Origin of the sequence: Mycolicibacterium wolinskyi str. Jessa 2025, assembly GCF_049241375.1 — a bacterium.
In the GTDB taxonomy this organism is placed as follows: Bacteria; Actinomycetota; Actinomycetes; order Mycobacteriales; family Mycobacteriaceae; genus Mycobacterium; species Mycobacterium wolinskyi.
The window spans coordinates 2,165,538-2,186,174 of the sequence record NZ_CP185960.1 but is presented as its reverse complement, the minus strand read 5'-3'; the positions used below and the strand labels follow the sequence as shown (position 1 = coordinate 2,186,174).

General features: G+C 67.5%; 20 protein-coding genes. 6 read left to right on the top strand and 14 right to left on the bottom strand.

The genetic code is table 11. From position 1 onward, the window contains the following. Positions 1-7: 7 nt before the first annotated feature. From ACOI2T_RS10905 to ACOI2T_RS10890, 4 genes are read right to left on the bottom strand one after another with little or no spacing between them, the layout of a single operon-like run. Positions 8-1,756, bottom strand: a complete 1,749-nt coding sequence (locus ACOI2T_RS10905; RefSeq protein ID WP_409501218.1) for an FAD-binding protein — start codon at positions 1,754-1,756, stop codon at positions 8-10. Next, positions 1,753-2,673: a 3-carboxyethylcatechol 2,3-dioxygenase gene (locus ACOI2T_RS10900; RefSeq protein ID WP_067847870.1), complete on the bottom strand. Its 921-nt coding sequence runs from the start codon at positions 2,671-2,673 to the stop codon at positions 1,753-1,755. Before ACOI2T_RS10900 ends, ACOI2T_RS10905 begins: the two co-directional genes overlap by 4 nt. Further along, positions 2,621-4,300 carry a bifunctional 3-(3-hydroxy-phenyl)propionate/3-hydroxycinnamic acid hydroxylase gene (locus ACOI2T_RS10895; protein ID WP_409501217.1) on the bottom strand — a complete coding sequence of 560 codons (1,680 nt, stop codon included), beginning with the start codon at positions 4,298-4,300 and terminating at the stop codon, positions 2,621-2,623. The genes ACOI2T_RS10900 and ACOI2T_RS10895 overlap by 53 nt, the downstream gene beginning before the upstream one ends. Beyond that, entirely contained in the window at positions 4,297-5,175 is an 879-nt protein-coding gene (locus tag ACOI2T_RS10890; protein WP_409501216.1) for an alpha/beta fold hydrolase, read from the bottom strand. The genes ACOI2T_RS10895 and ACOI2T_RS10890 overlap by 4 nt, the downstream gene beginning before the upstream one ends. Before the next feature lie 133 nt (positions 5,176-5,308). Between ACOI2T_RS10890 and ACOI2T_RS10885 the strand changes: the two genes are divergently transcribed. The 3 genes from ACOI2T_RS10885 to ACOI2T_RS10875 are packed head-to-tail and all read left to right on the top strand — an operon-like array spanning position 5,309 to position 8,243. Next, positions 5,309-6,022: an IclR family transcriptional regulator gene (locus tag ACOI2T_RS10885; RefSeq protein WP_067847878.1), complete on the top strand. Its 714-nt coding sequence runs from the start codon at positions 5,309-5,311 to the stop codon at positions 6,020-6,022. 14 nt (positions 6,023-6,036) lie between these two features. Further along, positions 6,037-7,659 (top strand): FAD-dependent oxidoreductase, encoded by a 1,623-nt coding sequence (locus ACOI2T_RS10880; RefSeq protein WP_409501215.1) that lies wholly within the window; start codon positions 6,037-6,039, stop codon positions 7,657-7,659. A gap of 17 nt (positions 7,660-7,676) precedes the next feature. Continuing rightward, a complete protein-coding gene (locus ACOI2T_RS10875; protein ID WP_067858037.1) occupies positions 7,677-8,243 on the top strand; it encodes a TetR/AcrR family transcriptional regulator in 567 nt (188 codons plus the stop codon). Here the strand turns inward: ACOI2T_RS10875 and meaB are convergent. Continuing rightward, a complete protein-coding gene (gene meaB, locus ACOI2T_RS10870) occupies positions 8,232-9,101 on the bottom strand; it encodes a methylmalonyl Co-A mutase-associated GTPase MeaB (protein WP_409501214.1) in 870 nt (289 codons plus the stop codon). The genes ACOI2T_RS10875 and meaB overlap by 12 nt on opposite strands. Positions 9,102-9,112: 11 nt before the next feature. Continuing rightward, positions 9,113-10,282, bottom strand: coding sequence for a thiolase family protein (locus ACOI2T_RS10865; RefSeq protein ID WP_409501213.1), 1,170 nt, complete (start codon positions 10,280-10,282; stop codon positions 9,113-9,115). 78 nt (positions 10,283-10,360) lie between these two features. Between ACOI2T_RS10865 and ACOI2T_RS10860 the strand changes: the two genes are divergently transcribed. Together ACOI2T_RS10860 and ACOI2T_RS10855 are read left to right on the top strand one after the other, a co-directional pair. Next, positions 10,361-11,125, top strand: a complete 765-nt coding sequence (locus tag ACOI2T_RS10860) for an SDR family NAD(P)-dependent oxidoreductase (RefSeq protein WP_409501212.1) — start codon at positions 10,361-10,363, stop codon at positions 11,123-11,125. 7 nt (positions 11,126-11,132) lie between these two features. Then, positions 11,133-11,876 (top strand): SDR family NAD(P)-dependent oxidoreductase, encoded by a 744-nt coding sequence (locus tag ACOI2T_RS10855; RefSeq protein WP_409501211.1) that lies wholly within the window; start codon positions 11,133-11,135, stop codon positions 11,874-11,876. 177 nt (positions 11,877-12,053) lie between these two features. On the opposite strand, the gene ACOI2T_RS10850 is transcribed toward ACOI2T_RS10855, so the two are convergent. From ACOI2T_RS10850 to ACOI2T_RS10835, 4 genes are read right to left on the bottom strand one after another with little or no spacing between them, the layout of a single operon-like run. Next, a complete protein-coding gene (locus tag ACOI2T_RS10850; protein ID WP_409501210.1) occupies positions 12,054-12,821 on the bottom strand; it encodes an enoyl-CoA hydratase/isomerase family protein in 768 nt (255 codons plus the stop codon). 1 nt (position 12,822) lies between these two features. Beyond that, on the bottom strand, positions 12,823-13,911 hold the full coding sequence (locus tag ACOI2T_RS10845) for an acyl-CoA dehydrogenase family protein (RefSeq protein ID WP_409501209.1): 1,089 nt from the start codon (positions 13,909-13,911) through the stop codon (positions 12,823-12,825). Then, entirely contained in the window at positions 13,898-14,719 is an 822-nt protein-coding gene (locus tag ACOI2T_RS10840) for an acyl-CoA dehydrogenase family protein (RefSeq protein ID WP_409501208.1), read from the bottom strand. The genes ACOI2T_RS10845 and ACOI2T_RS10840 overlap by 14 nt, the downstream gene beginning before the upstream one ends. Beyond that, positions 14,697-16,094 (bottom strand): class I adenylate-forming enzyme family protein, encoded by a 1,398-nt coding sequence (locus tag ACOI2T_RS10835; RefSeq protein WP_409501207.1) that lies wholly within the window; start codon positions 16,092-16,094, stop codon positions 14,697-14,699. Before ACOI2T_RS10835 ends, ACOI2T_RS10840 begins: the two co-directional genes overlap by 23 nt. 128 nt (positions 16,095-16,222) lie before the next feature. Between ACOI2T_RS10835 and ACOI2T_RS10830 the strand changes: the two genes are divergently transcribed. Beyond that, the gene (locus tag ACOI2T_RS10830; protein WP_067858061.1) at positions 16,223-16,534 is read left to right on the top strand and encodes a 2Fe-2S iron-sulfur cluster-binding protein; all 312 of its coding nucleotides are present in this window, start codon (positions 16,223-16,225) and stop codon (positions 16,532-16,534) included. Here ACOI2T_RS10830 and ACOI2T_RS10825 read toward each other — a convergent pair. From ACOI2T_RS10825 to ACOI2T_RS10810, 4 genes are read right to left on the bottom strand one after another with little or no spacing between them, the layout of a single operon-like run. Further along, entirely contained in the window at positions 16,519-17,577 is a 1,059-nt protein-coding gene (locus ACOI2T_RS10825) for a CaiB/BaiF CoA transferase family protein (RefSeq protein ID WP_409501206.1), read from the bottom strand. The two genes, ACOI2T_RS10830 and ACOI2T_RS10825, sit on opposite strands and share 16 nt — an antisense overlap. A gap of 28 nt (positions 17,578-17,605) precedes the next feature. Beyond that, the gene (locus ACOI2T_RS10820) at positions 17,606-18,562 is read right to left on the bottom strand and encodes an LLM class F420-dependent oxidoreductase (protein ID WP_067858067.1); all 957 of its coding nucleotides are present in this window, start codon (positions 18,560-18,562) and stop codon (positions 17,606-17,608) included. 1 nt (position 18,563) lies between these two features. Then, entirely contained in the window at positions 18,564-18,959 is a 396-nt protein-coding gene (locus tag ACOI2T_RS10815) for a cobalamin B12-binding domain-containing protein (RefSeq protein WP_067858070.1), read from the bottom strand. A 2-nt stretch (positions 18,960-18,961) separates the two neighbouring features. Continuing rightward, positions 18,962-20,551, bottom strand: a complete 1,590-nt coding sequence (locus ACOI2T_RS10810) for a methylmalonyl-CoA mutase family protein (protein ID WP_409501205.1) — start codon at positions 20,549-20,551, stop codon at positions 18,962-18,964. Positions 20,552-20,637 lie beyond the last annotated feature (86 nt).

Sequence of the window (20,637 nt, the reverse complement as noted above, 5' to 3'; positions counted from 1 at the left end):
AACCCTCCTAGGAAATCCGGTGCTGAAGTGAGTCGGTCTCGTGCGACTTGTGGCTCACGGCCTGCGCCGCAGCGTGTTTGGCAGCGATGTAGCCGAACGTCATGGCCGGGCCGATGGTCGCCCCCGCTCCCGCATAGCTGCGGCCCATGACCGCCGCCGACACGTTCCCGACGGCGTAGAGGCCATCGATCGCGGTCTCGTCGGCACGCAGGACCCTGGCGTGCTCGTCGGTGCGCAAACCGCCCGACGTGCCGAGATCGCCGAGAATGATCTGGAATGCGTAATACGGCGGCTTGCCGAGCGGGCGCAGGTTCGGGTTCGGCAGCGTCGGATCGCCGTAGTAGTTGTCATACGCGCTGTCACCGCGGTTGAAATCGTCGTCGTGCCCCGCGTGCGCCAACTGGTTGAACCGTTCGGCGGTGGCCCGCAGGTTCTCGGCTGGCACGCCGATCTGGCGAGCCAGCTCCTCCCAGCTGTGGGCCTCTTTGACGACACCGGATTCCAGCCATGCCTTGGGCACCTTGCGCCCGGTCGGAACGGGGGCGAACGGGATCTTGGGGATGGGCAGGTGACCGGCCACGACGTACCGGTGGAACGAGTCGATGTCGGTGATCAGCCAACACGGAATGTGGGTCACCCCGGACTGCTGGCCCTCGATCATCGCGTGCGCGAAATCCATGTACGGGGCGGCCTCGTTGATGAACCGCCTGCCCGCACCGTTGACCACGAACTGCGACGGCATCATCCGCTCGTTGAGCATGAACTGCAGGCGGCCGTCGGGCCAGCAGATGGCCGGGAACCACCATGCCTCGTCGAGCAGATCGGTCGACCCGCCGACTTTTTCACCGGCCCGGATGCCGTCGCCGGTGGCCGCCGGGTTGCCGAAACTCCAGTCTTTTTCCAGCACCGGCAGATGTTCCTTGCGCCACGCCATGTCGTGGTCGAAGCCGCCGGAGGCCAGGATGACACCGTGCCGGGCCCGGATCCGCAGCGGCCTACCGTCGCGCTCGACGACAGCGCCGAGCACGGCGCCGTTGTCCCCCGTGATCAACTCGGTCATGGGGGCGTTGAGCCACAGTGGAATTCCGTGTTGCTTGAGCGCCAGCCGCATCCGCGCGGCCAGTGACTGCCCGATGGCGGCCATGCGGTCCCCGAAGACCCTGGCCCGGAACATCCGCCAGATGAGCTTCACCAGTACGGCCTTGCCGCGCCAGTTCTGCCTGATCTGGTAGAACAACCGAAGGTCTTTGGGCGCGAACCAGATTCCCCTCGGCGCCAGGGCCAGCGGCGTCAACAGGTTGCGTTCTTCGTCGCCGAGCTTGCGCAGGTCGATCGCCGGGACGTTGATCGTGCTGCCCTGCGCTGACCCGCCGGGCAGCTCCGGGTAGTAGTCGGCGTACCCGGGCTTCCAGACGAACTCGAACCAGTCGCTGGTGCGCTCCAGGAAGTCCATCATCTCCGGGGCCGTGTCGACGTAGGCGCGCAGCCGCGCGTCACTGACCGTGCCTTCGGTGATCGACTTGAGGTAGGTGAACACGCCGTCGGGTGACGGCACGTATCCGGCTCGGCGCTGTGCGGGCGCCCCCGGTACCCAGATGCCGCCGCCGGACAGGGCGGTGGAACCGCCGAACTGTGGTGACTTCTCGACGACGAGGGTGTCGAGCCCGGAAGCGTCGGCGGTCAGGGCGGCGGTCATGCCGCCACCGCCCGAGCCGACCACGAGCAGGTCGACGGTCTGGTCGTACGTATCGGTCATGCGTTGGATACCGCCGTTCTGATTGCGAAGCCTGCGATCAATTCCGGTGCTGCGCGGTAGAAGTGGTCGGCGGTCCGATACGGCCCATTGGCGGCGAGTGCCGCGAACGCCGCGACCCAGGTTCGGATCTCGTGCGCCGAGTTGCCGCCTTCCCCGGCGATGAACTCGTTGGACCACCCGTCGAGCTCGGCGAGCCTGCCCTCGTCGAGAATCTCCAGCAGGCTGTGGTCCCAGTCCGGGTTCAGCGGGCGTAGCGAACTGTCGCCGTGCGCGAAGTCATGCGCGGCCTGGCTGACCGCCGCCTGCCGCGCCATCCGCTGTTCGGGCGTCATCGGCACGCCGTGCACGATCCGGTCCAGTGCCGCGGGCGGCGCGGTGGCCAGGGTGGGGACCGGTGGGTCGTGGGATAGTCCACCGGATCCCAGCACAAGCACCCGCTTGTTCAGCGTGGCCAGGTAGGACCCGACCGCGGCGCCCAGCGCGCGCGACCGGGCGAGCGGCCCGAGCGGCGTGGCGACGGAGTTGATGAAGATCGGCACGATGGGGCGCGCGGTCGCGTCGCCGAAAAGCTCCTGCAGCGGCTGCACGGTGCCGTGGTCGACGTCCATGCTGGACGAGATCGCGATGTCGACACCGGATTCCCACACCGCCCGTGCGCATTGGTCGGCGATGTCGGCGTCGACGTTGAGCGGCCCGGCGTGGGTTCCGTAGTCACCGACTCCCGATGCCGCGGTGCCGATGCAGAACGGCGGCATGAGCCGGTAGAAGAAGCCGTTGTAGTGGTCGGGTGAGAACGTGACGACGAGTTCGGGATCGAAGTCCGCCACGAACTTTCGCGCGCCGTCCAGTGCCGTCGTGATCTCGTCAAGGAGTTCGGCCGACGGTCCCGGAAGATTCAGCAGTGGGCTGTGGGACATACAGCACAGGGCTACTGGCACCGTTATCTCCTCCCTTGGTCAGATGCAGAACGTCGAACAGCGCGGTGCTCAGTTCCGGTGCCCGCTGGGCGATGTCGGCCCCCGCGATACACCGGTCGGGACGAAGCACCAGAACGGATTCGGTGTGGGCGTCGAACCAGCCTTTCAGCGCGCCGGTGCGGTCACCGACGATGACGACCTCCGGGTCGTCGTGCCCGGGCCAGTGCAGCTGCGTCGACGGCCGCGCGGCGATGAAGCTCGCCCCCAGCGCTTTCCAGCGGTCGAAGGCCTCGGCACCGAGCAGCGTGCGTGGATTGTTGTTCCAGCACAGCACCGCGAACCCGGGGCCGATCACGTCGTCGAGCAGCACGTTGGACTGTGTTCGGGTGTCCACGCGCGGCTGGATGAACAGCGTGCCTGCGGGTGCGGTCGGGGTCGGCGGTTTCGCGTGGTAGACCGCGCCCTGGTCGTAGCGGGGCATCGGCTTGAACCGCATCTCCAGCACGTAGCGCTTGAGCGTCGGCACGACCGACGCACCTCGAATGACCTTGTCCCGCAGGGCCGCGACGCGGCGGTTGGTCGGCGAGATCACCCGGCCGACCATGGTGGACAGGTCGATCATCGCGCGCGCGTGCTTGCGACGCTCGGTGTCGTAGCTGTCGAGCAGCGCATCTCCGGCGTGCCCGTTGACCACCGCGGCGAGCTTCCAGCCGAGGTTGGCCGCGTCCCGGATACCGCTGTTGTACCCCTGGCCCTGCCATACCGGCATGAGGTGCGCGGCATCGCCGGCCAGCATCATCCGGCCCTTGCGGAATGCGCCCGCGATCCGGGAATGGTGCGTGTAGACGCGGCGGCGGATCACGTCCACCTTGTCGGGGTGCGGGACGAACGGGGCCAGAAGCCGCGCGACGAACTCGGGATCCTCGGCCTGCTCGTCGGTCTCGTCGGCGTGAATCATGAACTCGAAACGCCGGATACCGTGCGCGATGGAAATCGAGGCATACGGCCGCTCCGGATCGGCGCCCACCTCGCTGTTCGGATGGCCGAGCGGGTCGTTGGCGAGGTCGATGACCACCCAGCGGGTGGCCGAGGTGGTGCCGTCGAACGACACCCCCATCAGGTGGCGCGTCGCACTGCGGCCACCGTCGCACCCGACCAAGTAGCGCGCGCGGACGGCGGGGACGGCGCCGGCGAACTCCACCGTGACCCCGTCATCGCATTCCCCGGCAGACTCCATCCGCCGGCCCCAGGCCACCTCGACATGGCCGAACCGGTCGAGCCCGGCCAGGAGTTCGGCGTCGACCATCGGCTGGACGAACCCATTGCGTTTGGGCCAGCCGAACCGTGCGTCCGGGGGCGCCATTTCGGCGAGCAGACGCCGATTGCGGTCATAGAAACGCAGAATCTGATTCGGCACGGTGTGGGGCAGGATCGCGTCCACCAGACCGATCGACTGGAACGTGCGCAGGGATTCGTCGTCGAGACCCACGCCGCGCGGATAGTCGATGAGGCTGTCGCGCTCCTCGACCACGAGCGTCGAGACGCCCTGCAGGCCAAGAATGTTCGCGAGCGTCAGGCCGACCGGGCCGGCGCCGACGATCACGACATCGACTTGAGTTGCGGTCACGCGCGCCCCAGCAGGAAGTCGAGGTGCAGCCGGTTGAACGTCGCGGGGTCCTCGTACTGGGGCCAGTGACCGCATCCGGGCATCACCTCGAACCTGGCACCGGGGATCATCGACGCGATCCGGCGTCCCTCCGCGACGTCGGCGGTCGGGTCGTCACTCGTCCACACCACCAGGGTCGGTGCGGTGATGGACCCGTACTCCTTCTCCCCCAGTAGATTTCGCGCCCTGATCTCGGGATCCTGCAAGGCCATGATGTCGCTCATCGCCGAGACGAACCCGGGCTGGCGGTAGACGCGCTGACGGCTCGCGACGATGTCGTCATAGTCCTTGCTCTTGTCGGCCATCAGCCATTTGATGCGTGCCTGCACGGTCTCCCAGGTCGGGTTCTCGGCCGCGGCCATCGACAGGGTGATGATGCGTTTCATCACCTCGGGGTCGGCCTGCGACCCGCCCGCGGTATTGAGCACGAGCCGGTCGATCCGGTCGGGATGGTCGGCCGCGGCGCGGGCCGCCACCCAACCACCGAGCGATTCGCCCGAAATATGAGCGCGCGGTGCGCCGATCGCGTCGAGAAAGCCCACCAGATGCGCGACGTAGTGCGCCACTTCCAAGGGATGCCCCGGCTTGTCGGTGTAGCCGTGTCCGAGCATGTCGATCGACCACGTCGAGAAGTGCTCGGCATGGGATTCGAGATTGCGCACGTATGCCTCGGCGTGACCGCCGGATCCGTGCAACAACACCAGCGCGGGAAGATTCGGATCACCGGCATGGAGGTACCGCGTGCGCACCCCGCCAACGTCCAGGTAGCCCTGCGAGAACGCGACGCCTTGCAGATCACTCCACACGCTCTCGAACTCGACGGCAGTGCTTGTCATGGTCCCCTCTCTGGAGATCGACAGGAGAATTTCATTCTCCAATTTTGTAAGCACTTTGCTCATTTATCGCACAACTGCGTGCATTATTATCAGAGCATCACTCTCGTAGATCTATCTGTCAAGGAGGGGCGCGATGCCGGCGAAGGCCAGCCAGTCGAGCACTGACGGCGCACCCAACGGCGCTCCGGGTTCACAGACCCTGGCGCGTGGGTTGAGCGCACTTTCGGCCATTGCCAGCGCACCAACCGGTTTGACCGTCCAACAGGTTGCCGACCACCTCGGGGCACACCGGACGATCGCGTATCGGCTGCTCGCCACGTTGAGCCAATTCCGTTACGTGGCAAAGGGCGAGGACGGCCGCTACCGGCCGGCGGCGGCACTGGCCGTACTGGGCTCGTCGTACGACAACAACCTGCGCCAGCTCAGCGTGCCGCGGCTGCGGGCCCTCGCCGATGAACTCGGCACGACGGTCTCGCTGTTGGTCGCCGAGGGCGACCAACAGGTGGCGATCGCGGTCATCGTGCCGACCCAGGTGTTCTACCAACTGTCGTTCCACGAGGGCAGCCGCCATCCGCTCGACCGCGGTGCAGCGGGGGTCGCGTTGCTGGCGAGCATGCCGCCGCGGCCCGGTGAGCGCGACCTCGTCCGTCAGACGCGGGAACAGGGTTGGGTGATCACCCACGGCGAGATCGAGCCGAACACCTACGGTCTGGCGGTGCCGGTGCGGAGACGCCCGCCGTCACCGCCCACATGCATCAATCTCATCTCGCACCGCGAAGACGTCGTACTCGACGGCAAGGACGCGGTGGTCCGGGCCGCACACGAACTCTCGGCAATCCTGCACTGAAAGGCTATGCGCACATGACCGATCGGGACGTCTCGTTCGATGACGAAGTCGACGTCGTAGTACTCGGCAGCGGCGGAGCCGGGCTCACCGCCGCGCTGACCGCCGCAGTCAGCGGCGCGTCGGTCGCGGTGTACGAAAAAGCGCCGACCGTCGGCGGGACGACCGCCGTGTCGGGCGGAATCGTCTGGATCCCGGCACACGACCGCGCCGACGAACCGCTGCCAGTCGACGATGCGCTCGCCTACCTACGCGCCCAATCACTCGGCTACATGGATGCCGAACTGGTCGAGACCTTCGTCCGCACGGGTCCGGCCATGCTCGACTTCGTCGAGGCACACAGCGAGCTGCGGTTCGCCGTCGCCGAAGGATTCCCCGATTACAAGCCCGAGCTTCCCGGCGGACGGCCCGGTGGCGGTCGTTCGTTGAGCGCAGGCCCGGTCGATCTGGCGCGGCTCGAGGAATGGCGAGACCGGATCACCTCGTTCCCAGCGGATTTCAGCAATGTCGGCATCGACGCGGAGACCAGGGCCCGCATTCACGCGGCGTTCGACGATCCCAACGCCGACCTGTGCGTCGCGGGCACCGCGCTGATCGCCGGGCTGTTGCGCGGGCTGCTCGATCGTGGGGTCAAGCCGGTCACCGGAGCGCGGGCGATCGAACTGCTCGCGGACTCGACGGGAATCACCGGCGTGCGAATCAGCGTTGACGGCACCGACATTCGCGTGCGGGCCCGCAGTGGCGTCGTGTTGGCGACCGGTGGCTTCGAATGGGATCCCAAGCTCGTCGAGGCGTACCTGCGCGGACCCATGCACGGGCCGGTATCGCCGCCGAACAACACCGGGGACGGGCTGCGCATGGCGATGGCGCACGGGGCCGACCTCGCGAACATGGGTGAGGCGTGGTGGGTTCCGGTCGTGCAGATTCCCGGCGACACCATCGGCGGCCATCCCCGCAGCCGCAGTGTGCGACTGGAGCGCACCCGCCCGCGCAGCATCATCGTCAACCGGGCCGGTAAACGGTTCGTCAACGAGGCCGGTGAATACAACTCGATGGCCGGCCCGTTCCAGTACCTCGACCCGAAAGCCGGTTACGCCAACGATCCGGCCTGGATCGTGTTCGACTCCGTGCACCTGCAGCGCTACGGGTTCCTGGGAGTCGAACCGGGCGAGCCTGCACCGGAGTGGTTCTGCGAATCGGCCGATCTCACCGAGCTCGAGGCCAAGACGGGTATCGACGCCGAGGGGCTCGCCGCCACGCTGCGGCAGTGGAACGCCAACGTCGCGGCCGAGGTGGATCCCGACTTCGGGCGCGGCTCGAGCGCCTACGACGGGTACTGGGGTGACACGACGGCGGCCACCCCGGCCGGTCAGACGCTCGGGCCGATCGACACCGCGCCGTACTACGCGGTGCCGGTCAAGGTGGGCGCGATGGGCACCAAGGGTGGCCCGCGTACCGACCGCGACGGCCGTGTCCTGCACGTGAGCGGCGCTCCGATACCGGGTCTGTTCGCCGCGGGCAACGCCATGGCCGGGGTGACCGGCAAGGCTTACGGCGGCGCGGGTGGCACGCTCGGGCCCGCGATGGTGTTCGGCTATCGCAGCGGCTTCGCCGCGGCCACCGGCAAGTCGGTGAGCTGAACGGTTACTGTCGTGTCGTGATCTGGACGCCGCGCAGCCCCGCGCAGACCCGCATTCTCGATGCGGCGCTCGAGCTCATCGCCGAGCACGGGGTGGGCGGTACCTCGCTGCAGATGATCGCCGATGCGATCGGGGTCACGAAAGCCGCTGTCTACCACCAGTTCAAAACCAAAGAAGCGATCGTCATCGCGCTGACCGAGCGCGAACTCGGGCAACTGGAGGAAGCACTCGAAGCCGCCGAGGCCGAAGGTTCGCCGACCCGCGCCCGTGAGGTGTTGCTGACCCGCGTGATCGACATGGCCGTGCAGCGGCGCCGCGCGGCGAGCACGCTGCAGTTCGACCCCGTCGTGGTGCGCCTGCTGGCCGAACACGAACCGTTCCAGCAGTTCATCGACCGGTTGTACGCCGCGATGCTCGGCGATCAGTCGGGCAGCACAGCGCGCGTCCACGCCGCGATGTTGTCCGGCGTCATCAGCGTCGCCGTCATGCACCCACTCGTGGCCGATATCGACGACGACACGCTGCGCACCGAACTGGTGCAGACGATGCGGCGTATCCTCGCGCTTCCGGAATCATCCGACTGAGCCGGCAAACAACTGCTCTGCGGCGGTATAGGCGTCGCTGGAACCATCGGCGACGGCCGCCGCAAGCCGGTCCAGTTCGGTGTGGTTGCTCAGCAATGTCTGCGCGAGCGAGAGGATCTGGCTGCGGGCCCGGGCCTGACGCCGCTGCGCGGTGTCGGCTCGGTGGTGGGCATCGATCGCCTCGACCAGTTCGGTCAGCCCCTCCCCCTGTGCCGCAACGAGTTTGAGGACCGGGGCACTGGTCTCGGCGCGCAGATCGCGAACGGTCTGGTCGGCACCGTCCCGATCGGCTTTGTTGACCACCACCAGATCGGCGACTTCAAGCAGACCGGCCTTGGCGGCCTGCACTGCGTCACCGGCGCCGGGGTTGAGGATCACGACGGTCGGGTCGGCGATCGCGGCGATCTCGATTTCCGACTGCCCCACACCCACCGTCTCCAACACGATGACGTCGTAGGACAACGCGGCCAACAGCCGGATCGCGGCAGGCACCGCGGCGGCCAGCCCGCCGAGGTGCCCGCGCGTGGCCATCGAGCGGATCAGGACGTCGGGATCGTTGATGTGCGCGGCCATCCGAATGCGATCACCGAGCAGCGCGCCGCCGCTGTACGGCGATGACGGGTCGACCGCGAGCACCGCCACCCGCAGCCCGCGCGCGCGATACGCCCCGACCATCGCCCCGACCGTGGTCGACTTTCCGGCACCGGGCGGGCCGGTCACGCCGATGACACGTGGCGCCGCCGGCTCGAGGTGGGTGAGAACCTCAGCGCGACGGTCACTTTCGACCAGGCTGAGCAATCGCCCGACGGCGCGCATCGATCCGTCTCGTGCCGCGCTGATGAGCTCTTCGATGGTCATGCGGCCTGACTCTACGGAGCAGTGCCCCACGCCGCCGCTCCGTCCACCTCGATGACCGTCGCCGATCCCATCCCCCCGCCCGCACACATCGCGGCAACGCCGATGCCACCGCCGCGGCGACGCAACTCGTGCACGAGGGTCACCAGCATGCGGGCCCCGGTCGCGGCCACCGGATGGCCGAGCGAGCAACCGCTGCCGCTGACATTGACGATCGCGGGATCGATGTCGAGCAGCTTGATCGTGGCCACACACATCGACGCGAACGCCTCGTTGATCTCGAACAGGGTCACGTCCGACAGTGAAAGCCGCGCGCGGCCAAGCGCTTTGGTGATGGCCTCGACCGGGGCGAGGCCGGTCGAAGCCGGGTCGACGCCTACGGACGCCCACGCCTTGATCGTGGCCAGTGCCGGAAGGCCGAGCTTGTCGCTCGCGACGGTCAACAGCGCCGCCCCGTCGTTGGCGCCGCACGCGTTGCCCGCGGTGATGGAGAAGCCCTCGATCTCGGGATGCAGGGGTTTGAGGGCGGCAAGCTTCTCCAGGGTGGTGTCGCGGCGCGGATGTTCGTCGGTGTCGAAGAGCCCGTGCGGGGTTTCGATCGCGACGATCTCCTCCTTGAACCGGCCCTCGTCGATCGCCGCGATGGCTTTCTGGTGAGAGCCAAGCGCCCACTCGTCCATATCCTCGCGGCTGACACCGGCCTTGACCGCTGCGTTCCAGCCCACCGTGATCGACATGTCCATGTTCGGCGCGTCCGGCCGGTCGGGATGGGTCGGCGGGAACCACCCCGCCCATTCGGCATCTTTGGCGCTGCTCGTCGCACGCATGAACCGCGGCGAGGTCGACGCCGAGTTCACGCCGCCGGCCAGGATCAACTGGTCCATCCCGGCCCGGATGCTCGCGGCCGCGCTCTGCACGGCAGCCTGCCCGGCCGCGCAGTGCCGGTTGTTCGACAGGCCCGGCACCGACGTCAAGCCCGCGGTGATCGCGGCGTGCCGGGCGATCACCCCGCCGCCGTAGAGACCTTCGCCCAGGATCACGTCGTCGATCGGCGCGGTGATGTCGGCAGCCGCGGCGCGCACCACGTGATCGGCCAGCGCGTAGGCGTCCGTATCGCGCAGCGTGCCCTTCTTGGCGGTGCCGATGGGCGTGCGCAGCGCGGACACGATGACGGCTTCAGGCATTGATCACTCCCTGGTTCACCCGGTATGAGAATGATATTCTCTCAGTCCGAGAGTCCGCGTTGCAAGAAGGGGAACCATATGCAGATCACCGGTAGCTCCGCGCTCGTCGTCGGTGGCGCAGGTGGCCTTGGCGAGGCGACCGTCCGCCGTTTGCACGGTGCGGGCGCGAAGGTGGTCGTCGCCGATGTCGCCGACGAGAAGGGCGCCGAACTCGAAAAAGAGCTCGGCATCCGTTATGTCCGCACCGACGCCACCTCGGAAGAGTCGGTGCTCGCCGCGATCGCCGAGGCCGAATCGCTCGGCCCACTGCGCATTTCGGTCGACACACACGGCGGCCCGGCCAGCGGCGGCCGGCTGGTCGGCAAGGACGGCTCGCCACTCGACCTCGACGGTTTCAAGAAGACCATCGAGTTCTACCTCACCGCGGTGTTCAACGTGATGCGGTTGTCGGCCGCCGCGATCGCCAAGACCGAGCCGCTCGACGAGGGCGGGCGCGGCGTGATCATCAACACCGCGTCGATCGCCGGGTACGAGGGGCAGATCGGTCAGCTGCCGTACTCGGCGGCCAAGGGCGGTGTGCTGGGTATGACTCTCGTTGCCGCGCGCGATCTTTCGCCGCTGGGCATCCGGGTCGTGACGATCGCGCCGGGCACGATCAACACCCCGGCGTACGGCAAGGCGGCCGACCAGCTGGAGCAGTACTGGGGTCCGCAGGTGCCCTTCCCGAAGCGCATGGGCCGCTCGGTCGAGTACGCACAACTGGCGCAGAGCATCGTCGAAAACGACTACCTCAACGGCGAAGTCATCCGCCTCGACGGGGCGCTCCGGTTCCCGCCGAAGTGATCCGGGCGTGACGTCGCTCGCCGGCAAGGTCGCATTCGTCGCGGGCGCCAGCCGTGGCATCGGCGCGACGGTCGCGGCCGCGCTCGCGGCCGAGGGCGCCGCTGTCGCGGTGGCCGCACGTTCCGAGGAGCGAGGCAAGCTGCCCGGCACGATCGGGTCGGTAGCGTCGGCGATCAACGACGCCGGCGGGCGTGCGCTACCGGTGGCATGCGATGTCACCGACGAGGATTCGGTGAACAAGGCTGTCGCCGCGACGGTTTCGGCGTTCGGCGGCATCGACATCCTGGTGGCCAACGCCGGGGTGCTGTGGCTCGGACCGATCGAGACCACGCCGCTCAAACGCTGGCAGCTGTGCCTCGACGTCAACCTCACCGGGGTGTTCCTGGTGACCAAGGCCGTGATCCCGCACGTGCGGGCCCGCGGTGGCGGGTCGCTCATCGCGATCACCACCACCGGCGTCGACATGATCGAACACGGTGCCAACGCCTACTGGGTGTCCAAGGCCGCCGCCGAGCGGCTCTACCTCGGGCTCGCGGCCGACCTGCGCGCCGACAACATCGCAGTCAACTGCCTCAGCCCGTCCCGCGTCGTCCTCACCGAAGGCTGGCAAGCCGGCGGCGGCGGGCTTCAGATCCCACCCGAGATGGTCGAACCGCCCGAAGCCATGGCGCACGCCGCGGTACTGCTGGCCCGCCAGAACGCCGCCGGCGTGACCGGAACCGTGCAGCGTTCCGAGTCCCTCACCCTCTGATCACTTTGCGGGTTGCCTTGCACCGCGAGCGACCGTGTTTGTACACCGACACGCCGCCAAATGCACCGAGACGCGGTCGCTCACCCGCCACGAGCGACCGCGCAATGCCACGCCGCCTCGGTGTGTCGGTGTACAAACACGGTCGCTCGCGGTGCAAAAGGACCACCCAAAAAACAGTCAGGACTGGGGGGCGATGAGGCCGTCGACGATCTTGTTGAAGTCGGCTGTGCCGAAGGACACGTACTCCGCGAGGTTGGCGTAGTCGAGCGAGGCCATCACCCTCTGTTCGAGTTGGATGTTCATCAACCGCTTGGTCGCCTCGACCGCCTGCTTCGGCAGGTCCATGAGCTTCTTGGCGCATGCGATCGCCTCGGCCAGCGGGTCGGCGACGACGTGGTTGGCCAGCCCGAGCTCGACCGCGCGCTCGGCCTTGATCCGCACCCCGGTGAGCGCGAACTCCTTGGCTTGCAACAGGCTGATCTGCGAACCCCACACGAGCGGGCCGCCGTCGGCGGCCACCAACCCGATCTGCACATGCGGATCGGCGAAGTGTGCCGTCTCGGCCATGTAGACGATGTCGGAGAGCGCGGCAAGGCTGCAGCCGAGCCCGACCGCCGGACCGTTGACCGCGGCGATAACCGGGATGCGGCACCGCAGCATGCCGATCACCAGATCGCGCCCGTGCTTGATCGTCTTCTGGCGCAGGGCCTCGTCGCGCCGTAGCTCGTCGAGATAGTTGAAATCACCGCCGGCCGAGAACGCGCGGCCCGCACCGGTGATCACGGCCGCACGCGCGTCGGCATCCTCGTTGAGCGCCTCCCACAGATGCGCGAGACCGACGTGCAAGTTGTCGTTGACGGCGTTGAGCGCATCGGGCCGGTTCAGCGTGATGATGCGCAACCCGCCGTCGGCCTGGACGTCGATCTCGTCTGGCATTCCGTACATTTCAGACCCCCAATCCCAGGATTCGCGAAGCGATGATGTTCTTCTGGATCTGCGACGTGCCGCCCATGACGCTCTGCGCGCGGCTGTAGAGGTAGGCGCTGAGCAGCTCGGGGTCCTTCGTTCCGGTCACCGCGAGCGCGGCGTGCCCGACCGACTGCTCGACCCAGGTCATCAGCAGCTTGTCGAGCGAGCCCTGCGGGCCGTGCTTGATGCCGTCGAGCTGTTCGGACAGCCGACGGCGCACGTGCAGTCGCAGCATCTCGGCCTGAACGGCGGCCCACGCCAACTCTTCCGGCGCCCTGCCGTCAACCCGAGAGGCCATCTCGCGCACCAGTTTTCCGTAACGTGCCGAGTAGCCGAGGGTTGACGGTTCGCGCTCATGGCTGACGACGGTCATGGCCAGCCGCCAGCCGTCACCGGGCTCACCGACCATCTGCGACGCCGGCACGACCGCGCCGTCGAAGGCCACCTGGCCGAACTCGGTGGTGACGCCGTTGATCATCTGCAGTGGCCGCTGCTCGATGCTGTCCTGATGCATCGAGACGATGAACGCCGAGATGCCCTTGTGCCGCGGCACATCCCTGTCGGTGCGGGCGAGCACCAGACACCAGTCGGCGACATCGGAGTAACTCGTCCAGATCTTGTGACCGTTGATGATGTAGTTGTCGCCGTCACGCGTGGCCGTGGTGGTCAGTGACGCCAGATCCGAGCCGGCCCCGGGTTCCGAGAAGCCTTGGCACCAGCGCTCGGTCCCGTTGATCATGCCGGGCAGGAACCGCTGCTGCAGTTCCTTGCTGCCGTGATGTCCCAAACCGACGACGAGGTAGCCGAGGCTGGGCCGCGGCGGTGCACCGGCACGCGCGAGTTCCTCGTCGACGATCACGTCGTAGACGGGCGGTAATTCCTGACCGCCGAACTCCTTCGGCCACGACGTACCGAAAAAGCCTGCGGCATAGAGGGCTTGATGCCACTCCCCCTGCCGGGCCCAGTAGTCGTCACCCGACGTCTTGAACGACGCCGCGTTGTCGGCGAGCCAGGCCCGCAGCCGGTCCCGGAATGCCGCTTCCTCGGGTGAATCACGAAAATCCAAGATCGATCTCCTCCAATACGACGGGCCACAGCTCGGTCGAAGTCAGCACGCGCCGCAGATAGACGTGCGCGAGGCATTCCCAGGTGTTCCCGATGCCGCCGTGCACCTGGATCGCGGTCTCGCACACTGTCCGAGCCGCCCGGGCGCAGTAGATCTTGGCGATCCGCCCGGCCCGCACGGTCTCCTCGGCGGGCAGTTCGTCGACGGCCCAGGCGGCGTGGCGCAGCACGCTCACCGAACCTTCGATCAACGCGAGCGATTCGGCCAGCAGATGCGCGATGGCCTGATACGACCCGATGGTCGAGCCGTATTGTTCGCGCACCTTCGCGTAATCGACCGCCAGCGCGTGCGCGCCGCGAGCCGCGCCGACGAGGTCGGCACTCGTGGTCGCCAGGGCCAGCGCGTGCCAGCGCAGCGCGGCGTCGGCCGACAGCTCGGTCAACGCCGCGGGTGACTCGTCGACGCCGACGGTGCTGCGCGTCAGGTCGACGCCAGGGGCAGCGGCTTCAGCCGTCCCGACCGCGATCTCGCGGCCCAGCCGGCGGCCCAGATCGTCGGCGAGCACCGGGCCGAGGAACGGCACGTCGACGAGACCGCGCGCGAATTCCTCGGCGACGATCGCCACCTCAACCCCGGAGGCTCCGTCGGCCCGCAGCGTGCGCCACTCGGTGGCGGCGACGGTGCTCTCCAACCGGGCGATCCGGCTTTCATCCGACAGTTCTTGGACCGAACCCGGTCCCAGATCGTCGGCCAGTTTCGCTGCGGCCTCTCGCAGCTGCTGCTGTTCAGCCGTCAGACGGACGTCCATGCCGCTCCTTCAGCACTCGTCGCAATACCTTTCCCGAAGGTAACCGCGGTATTTCGGTTACGAACTCCACGCGGCTGGGCCGCTTGTATGACGCCAAGCGGGCAGCGACCAGGCCGATCAATTCGTCCGCTGACACCGGCGTACTCGTCGCGACAGCCGCGACGATGGCCTCCCCGTCGACCGGGTGCGGCTCGCCGAACACCGCACAGTCGGCGACCGCGGGATGGCCGTGTAAGACGCCTTCGACCTCCGCCGGGGCCACCTGAAAACCGCGCACCTTGACCATCTCCTTCGAGCGGTCGGTAATGTGCAGATAGCCGTCGTCGTCGAGATGACCGATGTCGCCGGTGCGATACCAGTTGTCGGCGAACGCATCTGCGGTCGCGGACTCGGGCAGGTAGCCCGCCATCACCGAATCCGAACGCACCCGGATCTCGCCGTCGTCGGCGATCCGGACCTCGACTCCCCGCACCGGGATGCCGACCGTTTCGATACGGGTTCCGGTGAGCGGGTTGCACGCGATGACGGGAAGTTCGGTGGTGCCGTACGCCGTGAGCCACCGCACGCCGGCCCGCTCGGTGACGGCCTCGGCAACACTTCGGGTCACCGGCGTCGCGCACCACATGACGTACCGCAGCGAGGACAGGTCGAAGCGCTCCAGCTCCGGATGCGCAGCCAGCGCCAAAGCGATTGGTGCGACGGCCATCTCGATGGTGATGCGGTCGGATTCGATGTGGCGCAGCATCTGGTCGACGTCGAAGCGGCGGTGCAGCCGCATCCAGGCGCCGGTGTCGAGCGCCATGGCGATGTTGAGCAGGCCCAGGATGTGCGACGGCGGCGTCATGATCTGCATGCGATCGGCGGCGGTAAGGCCGAGCGCGTCCCGCCAATGCCGGATCGCGGCCGCGAACCCGCCGTGCGTGTGCCGCACCGCCTTCGGCATCCCGGTGGTTCCAGAACTGAACACGAACAGTGCGTCGGCAGCGGGGTCGGGTGGTTCGAATTGCCGCAGGCCCGGTGTGATCGGCTCGTCCAGGTGCAACATCGGCATCTGCTCGGCGAGCACTGCGTTGTCACCGACGGCGTGTGTGGCGCCGGTGAGCGTCAGGGCGTGGCCCACCTCGGCGGCCTTCCAGGCCGGGCTGATGAGAACCGCAGCGGCGCCGAGTTGCCAGATCGCGCGTAACGCCACCACGAACTCCGGCCGGTTCGACGACATGATCGCGACCCGGTCGCCGGGCTTCACACCGCGGTGCTCCAGCGTGGTGGCCATGCCACTGGTGAGTGCGTCCAGCTCGCCGAGGGTGAACTCACGGTCCTCGAAGGCGAGCGCGACATCGGTGCCGACGCCAGGAGCAATTGCGTCTTGAGTCAAGAGCCGCAACCCCTCTCCGAACTGCGCACCACGACAGCAGCGACCTGGAAACCCGACCGAGAAGATACTATCATTTCTGGAGAATGATATTCTCGCTAGGTCAGAATGATAGTGCGCAGGGGAGTCAGATGACCGCAGAAGCGACGCCCGCCGGCGAAACCGGAGGGAAGGTCACGATCGTGTTCGACCGCGAGCAGGCATCGGTGCCGCGGCGGCAGGGGGAAACGCTCCTGGAGAGCGCCCGCCGGGCCGGCATGACCCCGCCGTTCTCGTGCGAGGCCGGTAACTGCGGCACGTGCATGGCCAAGCTTCTCGAGGGCACCGCGACGATGCGGGTCAACGATGCACTCGACGACGACGAAGTCGCCGACGGATACGTGCTGACCTGCCAGGCCGTGCCGGATTGCGACAGCATCACGGTGTCCTACGACGAGGATTGAACCGCAGCCTGTTCGGCGTACTCATCGAACACCGGCGCCGGCCGGTAATCCGGCGTGTATCCGGCGACGTGAATGGGGTTGCCCACCAACCGGAAATCGCCAGCGGTGACGAGCACCTCCGGTGTGGCCGTCAGCGCCTCGGGCAGGGTGCGCACCGCCGCGGCCGGTATTCCGAGCGGCTTGAGCCGCGCCTCCCAGCCGGCTGCGGTGTCGGCCGCCAGTGCCGCGGTCACGACGTCGAGCACCTCGTCGCGCCGGGCGGCCCGCTCGGCCATGGTCGTGAAGCCCGCCACGCCGGCCTCGGCCGCGAACGACCTCCAGAAGCCATCGTGGGTGATGAACAACGCCAGGTAGCCGTCGGCCGTCGGAAAAAGTTGCGCCGGAACGTAATAGGAATGAGCACCGTTCGGGTACCGACGCGGCTCGGCCCCGTCGTTGAGAAAGGCCGACGCGCGGTAGTTCAGTTGCGACAGCATCACGTCACGCAGTGAGACGTCGACCTGGCCGCCCTGCCCGGCCACGATCATCGCCAACAGGCCCAGCGCGGCCGTCAGGCCCGTCGAGTTGTCGGCCGAAGAATATCCGGGCAGCGTCGGCGGGCCGTCGGGATCACCGGTCATCGCCGCCACCCCGGTCGCGGCCTGGATCACGTAGTCGAACGCCGGGTCGTCGCCGCCGTCCAGGCCGAAACCCGTCATGGCCACACACACGATCTTCTCGTTGTGGCGACGCAGCGCGTCATAGGTGAGCCCGAGCCGGCGGATCACCGATGGCTTCATGTTCACCAGCAGCGCGTGCGAATCTCGCACGAGCTCACCGAGTTTGGCCTGCCCGGCTTCCGACGCCAAGTCGAGGCACAGACTGCGCTTGCCCCGGTTGAGGCTTGCGAAGTAACTGTCACTGACCTGGCGCGAGATCTCACCGCCTGGCGGCTCGATCTTGATCACCTCGGCGCCGAGATCGGCCAGCATCATCGTGGCGTAGGGTCCGGCCAGCATGACGCCGACCTCGATCACGCGGATACCGGCCAGCGGGGCGGTCATCTGTGCCCTCGGCTCTTCGCGCAAGCGCTCATCGCACCTGCTTGGCGAGCTCGGCGATCACCTCACGCGTCCGGTACTTCGACGCGATCAGCTCGTCGCGGTTGTCCCCGATCGGCAGCAGCCGCACCGAAAGGTCCGTCACACCGGCGTCGGCAAAGCGGCGGAATTGCCGCAGGATCGTTTCAGCGTCGCCGGCCGCACACAGGTCGCCGACATTGCGGGCGTCGCCGCGATCCAGCAGGCGCTGGTAGTTCGGTGAGGTCTCGGCCTCCGCCAGGATCCGGTTGGCGCGCTCCTTCGCGGCGTCGATCTCCGAGTTGGCACACAGGCACACCGGGATTCCCGCCACGATCCGCGGTGCCCGCCGACCCGCGTCGGCGGCGGCCTTGGTGATCTTGGGTGCGATGTGCTCGCCGATGGCTTTTTCGTCGGCCATCCACAGCACGGTGCCGTCGGCGAGTTCGCCGGCGATCTGCAGCATCACCGGACCGAGCGCCGCGACGAGCACCGGCATGGGGGTCTGCGCCGCGAGCGCGGTCGGATTGTGGACGGTGAACGTGTCGTTCTCGACATCGACGGGCCCCGGCCCGGCCAGCGCGGCGTTGAGCACTTCGAGATAGTCACGCGTGTAGGCGGCCGGCTTCTCGTACGGCAGGCCCAGCATGTCGCGGATGATCCAGTGGTGTGACGGCCCGACGCCGAGCGCCAGCCGTCCCTCCGTCACAGCGTGGACGGACAATGCCTGGCGCGCCAAGGCAATCGGATGCTGGGCCTGCAGCGGTACCACCGCGGTGCCCAGTTCGATCGTCGACGTGTGCGCGGCCATGAGCGTCACCATCGTGAGCGCGTCGAAGTCGTCGGGCACCTGCGGCATCCATGCGCTGTCCAGGCCCGCGGCCTCGGCCCACTGAATGTCGGCCGCGAGCTTGTTGACCTTGCGGGCCATGTCGCCGCGCTCGGCCCCGATCATCACGCCCAATCGCATGTCAGCTCACCTTCTCGGTCAGGGCACGGACCTCGGTCACCAACGTGTCCAGGCCGGTGCCGGTCGGAAACACCGCGGCGGCTCCGGCGTCGAGCAGCTTCTGCACATCGCCCTGCGGGATCGTGCCACCCACCACGACGGCGATGTCACCGGCATCGGCGGCCCGCAACGCCTCGACCGTGCGGGTCGTCAGCGCCACGTGCGCGCCCGACAGGATCGAAAGGCCCACCAGGGCAACGTCTTCCTGCAGCGCGATCGAGACGATGTCCTCGATGCGCTGGCGGATACCGGTGTAGATGACCTCGAATCCGGCGTCGCGCAATGTGCGGGCGACGATCTTGGCACCCCGGTCGTGCCCGTCGAGACCGGGCTTCGCGACCAATACTCGTGTCGGCATCGCTAGAACACCACCGGTTGCTGGAACTCGCCCCAAACCGCCTTGAGCGCCGACACCATCTCCCCCACCGTGCAGTAGGCGTTGGCGCAGTCGATCAGCTTGTGCATCAGATTGTCGTCTCCCTCGGCCGCTGCGGAAAGACTTGCGAGCGTCTGTTTCACGAGCGCCGAATCACGCTCGGCCTTCACCTTGGTCAGCCGCTTGAGTTGCAGGTCGCGACCTTCGGCGTCGAGTTCGTAGGTCGCGATCTCGGGCGGTGGTTCATCGGCGACGAATCGGTTGACCCCGATAACGGCCCGCTCCCCCGATTCGATCTCCTGGTGGATCTTGAACGCCTCGTCGGCGATCAGACCCTGCAGATAACCGTCCTCGATGCAGCGCACCATGCCGCCGTGCTTGTCGAGATCGTCCATGATCTCGATGATCTTGGCCTCGGTGGCATCGGTGAGTGCTTCGACGAAGTACGACCCGCCCAGCGGGTCGGCCACCTTGGCCACGCCGGTCTCGTACGCCAGGATCTGCTGCGTGCGCAGCGCGAGCGTCGCCGACTCCTCGCTGGGTAGCGCGAACGGCTCGTCCCAGGCGGCGGTGAACATCGACTGCACGCCGCCGAGTACGGAGGCCATCGCCTCGTAGGCCACCCGCACGAGATTGTTCTGCGCCTGCGGGGCGTAGAGCGACGCGCCGCCGGACACGCAGCCGAACCGGAACATCGACGCCTTGTCGGTCGTCGCGCCGTAGCGTTCGCGCACTATCGTGGCCCAGCGCCGCCGGCCGGCACGGTATTTCGCGATCTCCTCGAAGAAGTCGCCATGGGTGTAGAAGAAGAACGAGATCTGGGGCGCGAACTTGTCGATGCTCATCCGCCCGCGCTCGACCACGGTGTCGCAGTAGGTGACCCCGTCGGCCAACGTGAACGCCATCTCCTGCACGGCGTTGGCCCCGGCATCGCGAAAATGCGCGCCCGCCACCGAGATCGCGTTGAACCGCGGTACTTCCGCGGCACAGAACTCGATGGTGTCGGCGATCAGCCGCAGCGACGGTTCCGGCGGCCAGATCCAGGTTCCGCGCGACGCGTATTCCTTGAGGATGTCGTTCTGGATCGTGCCGGTGAGCTTCTCGCGCGGCACGCCCTTCTTCTCCGCGGCAGCGACATAGAACGCCAGCAAGATCGCCGCGGTGCCGTTGATCGTGAAGCTCGTGCTGATCTTGTCGAGCGGGATGCCGTCGAACAGGATCTCGGCGTCGGCCAGCGTGTCCACAGCGACGCCGACCCGGCCGACCTCTTCCCCGTACTCCTCGTCGTCGGAGTCGTACCCGCATTGCGTGGGCAGGTCCAGCGCGACCGACAATCCGGTGCCGCCCTGGTCGAGCAGGTAGCGGTAGCGGCGGTTGGATTCCTCTGCGGTGCCGAAGCCCGAGTACTGCCGGAACGTCCATGTCTTACCGCGGTAGCCGGACGCGAAGTTGCCACGCGTGAAGGGATAGGTTCCGGGCGCCGGCGGATCGCCGGCCCGGTCATCCGGTCCGTAGACAGGCTCCAGCGGGATGCCCGATGGGGTCTCTACCCGAGGGTCGTCTTGCTCGCTCATCACTCGATAACGTACTTGCCAAAAATGAGAATGCCAATACCGCGCGGTGGAAATGTGCGCCGTGTACAGGCCGGAAGGCTTTGACC

Bases quoted from the DNA above. Each gene is read 5' to 3' on its own strand.
- ACOI2T_RS10905 (WP_409501218.1), bottom strand. From the start codon at position 1,756: ATGACCGATACGTACGACCAGACCGTCGACCTGCTCGTGGTCGGCTCG.
- ACOI2T_RS10900 (WP_067847870.1), bottom strand. From the start codon at position 2,673: ATGTCCCACAGCCCACTGCTGAATCTTCCGGGACCGTCGGCCGAACTC.
- ACOI2T_RS10890 (WP_409501216.1), bottom strand. From the start codon at position 5,175: ATGACAAGCACTGCCGTCGAGTTCGAGAGCGTGTGGAGTGATCTGCAA.
- ACOI2T_RS10885 (WP_067847878.1), top strand. From the start codon at position 5,309: ATGCCGGCGAAGGCCAGCCAGTCGAGCACTGACGGCGCACCCAACGGC.
- ACOI2T_RS10880 (WP_409501215.1), top strand. From the start codon at position 6,037: ATGACCGATCGGGACGTCTCGTTCGATGACGAAGTCGACGTCGTAGTA.
- meaB (WP_409501214.1), bottom strand. From the start codon at position 9,101: ATGACCATCGAAGAGCTCATCAGCGCGGCACGAGACGGATCGATGCGC.
- ACOI2T_RS10865 (WP_409501213.1), bottom strand. From the start codon at position 10,282: ATGCCTGAAGCCGTCATCGTGTCCGCGCTGCGCACGCCCATCGGCACC.
- ACOI2T_RS10860 (WP_409501212.1), top strand. From the start codon at position 10,361: ATGCAGATCACCGGTAGCTCCGCGCTCGTCGTCGGTGGCGCAGGTGGC.
- ACOI2T_RS10850 (WP_409501210.1), bottom strand. From the start codon at position 12,821: ATGTACGGAATGCCAGACGAGATCGACGTCCAGGCCGACGGCGGGTTG.
- ACOI2T_RS10840 (WP_409501208.1), bottom strand. From the start codon at position 14,719: ATGGACGTCCGTCTGACGGCTGAACAGCAGCAGCTGCGAGAGGCCGCA.
- ACOI2T_RS10830 (WP_067858061.1), top strand. From the start codon at position 16,223: ATGACCGCAGAAGCGACGCCCGCCGGCGAAACCGGAGGGAAGGTCACG.
- ACOI2T_RS10825 (WP_409501206.1), bottom strand. From the start codon at position 17,577: ATGACCGCCCCGCTGGCCGGTATCCGCGTGATCGAGGTCGGCGTCATG.
- ACOI2T_RS10820 (WP_067858067.1), bottom strand. From the start codon at position 18,562: ATGCGATTGGGCGTGATGATCGGGGCCGAGCGCGGCGACATGGCCCGC.
- ACOI2T_RS10815 (WP_067858070.1), bottom strand. From the start codon at position 18,959: ATGCCGACACGAGTATTGGTCGCGAAGCCCGGTCTCGACGGGCACGAC.
- ACOI2T_RS10810 (WP_409501205.1), bottom strand. From the start codon at position 20,551: ATGAGCGAGCAAGACGACCCTCGGGTAGAGACCCCATCGGGCATCCCG.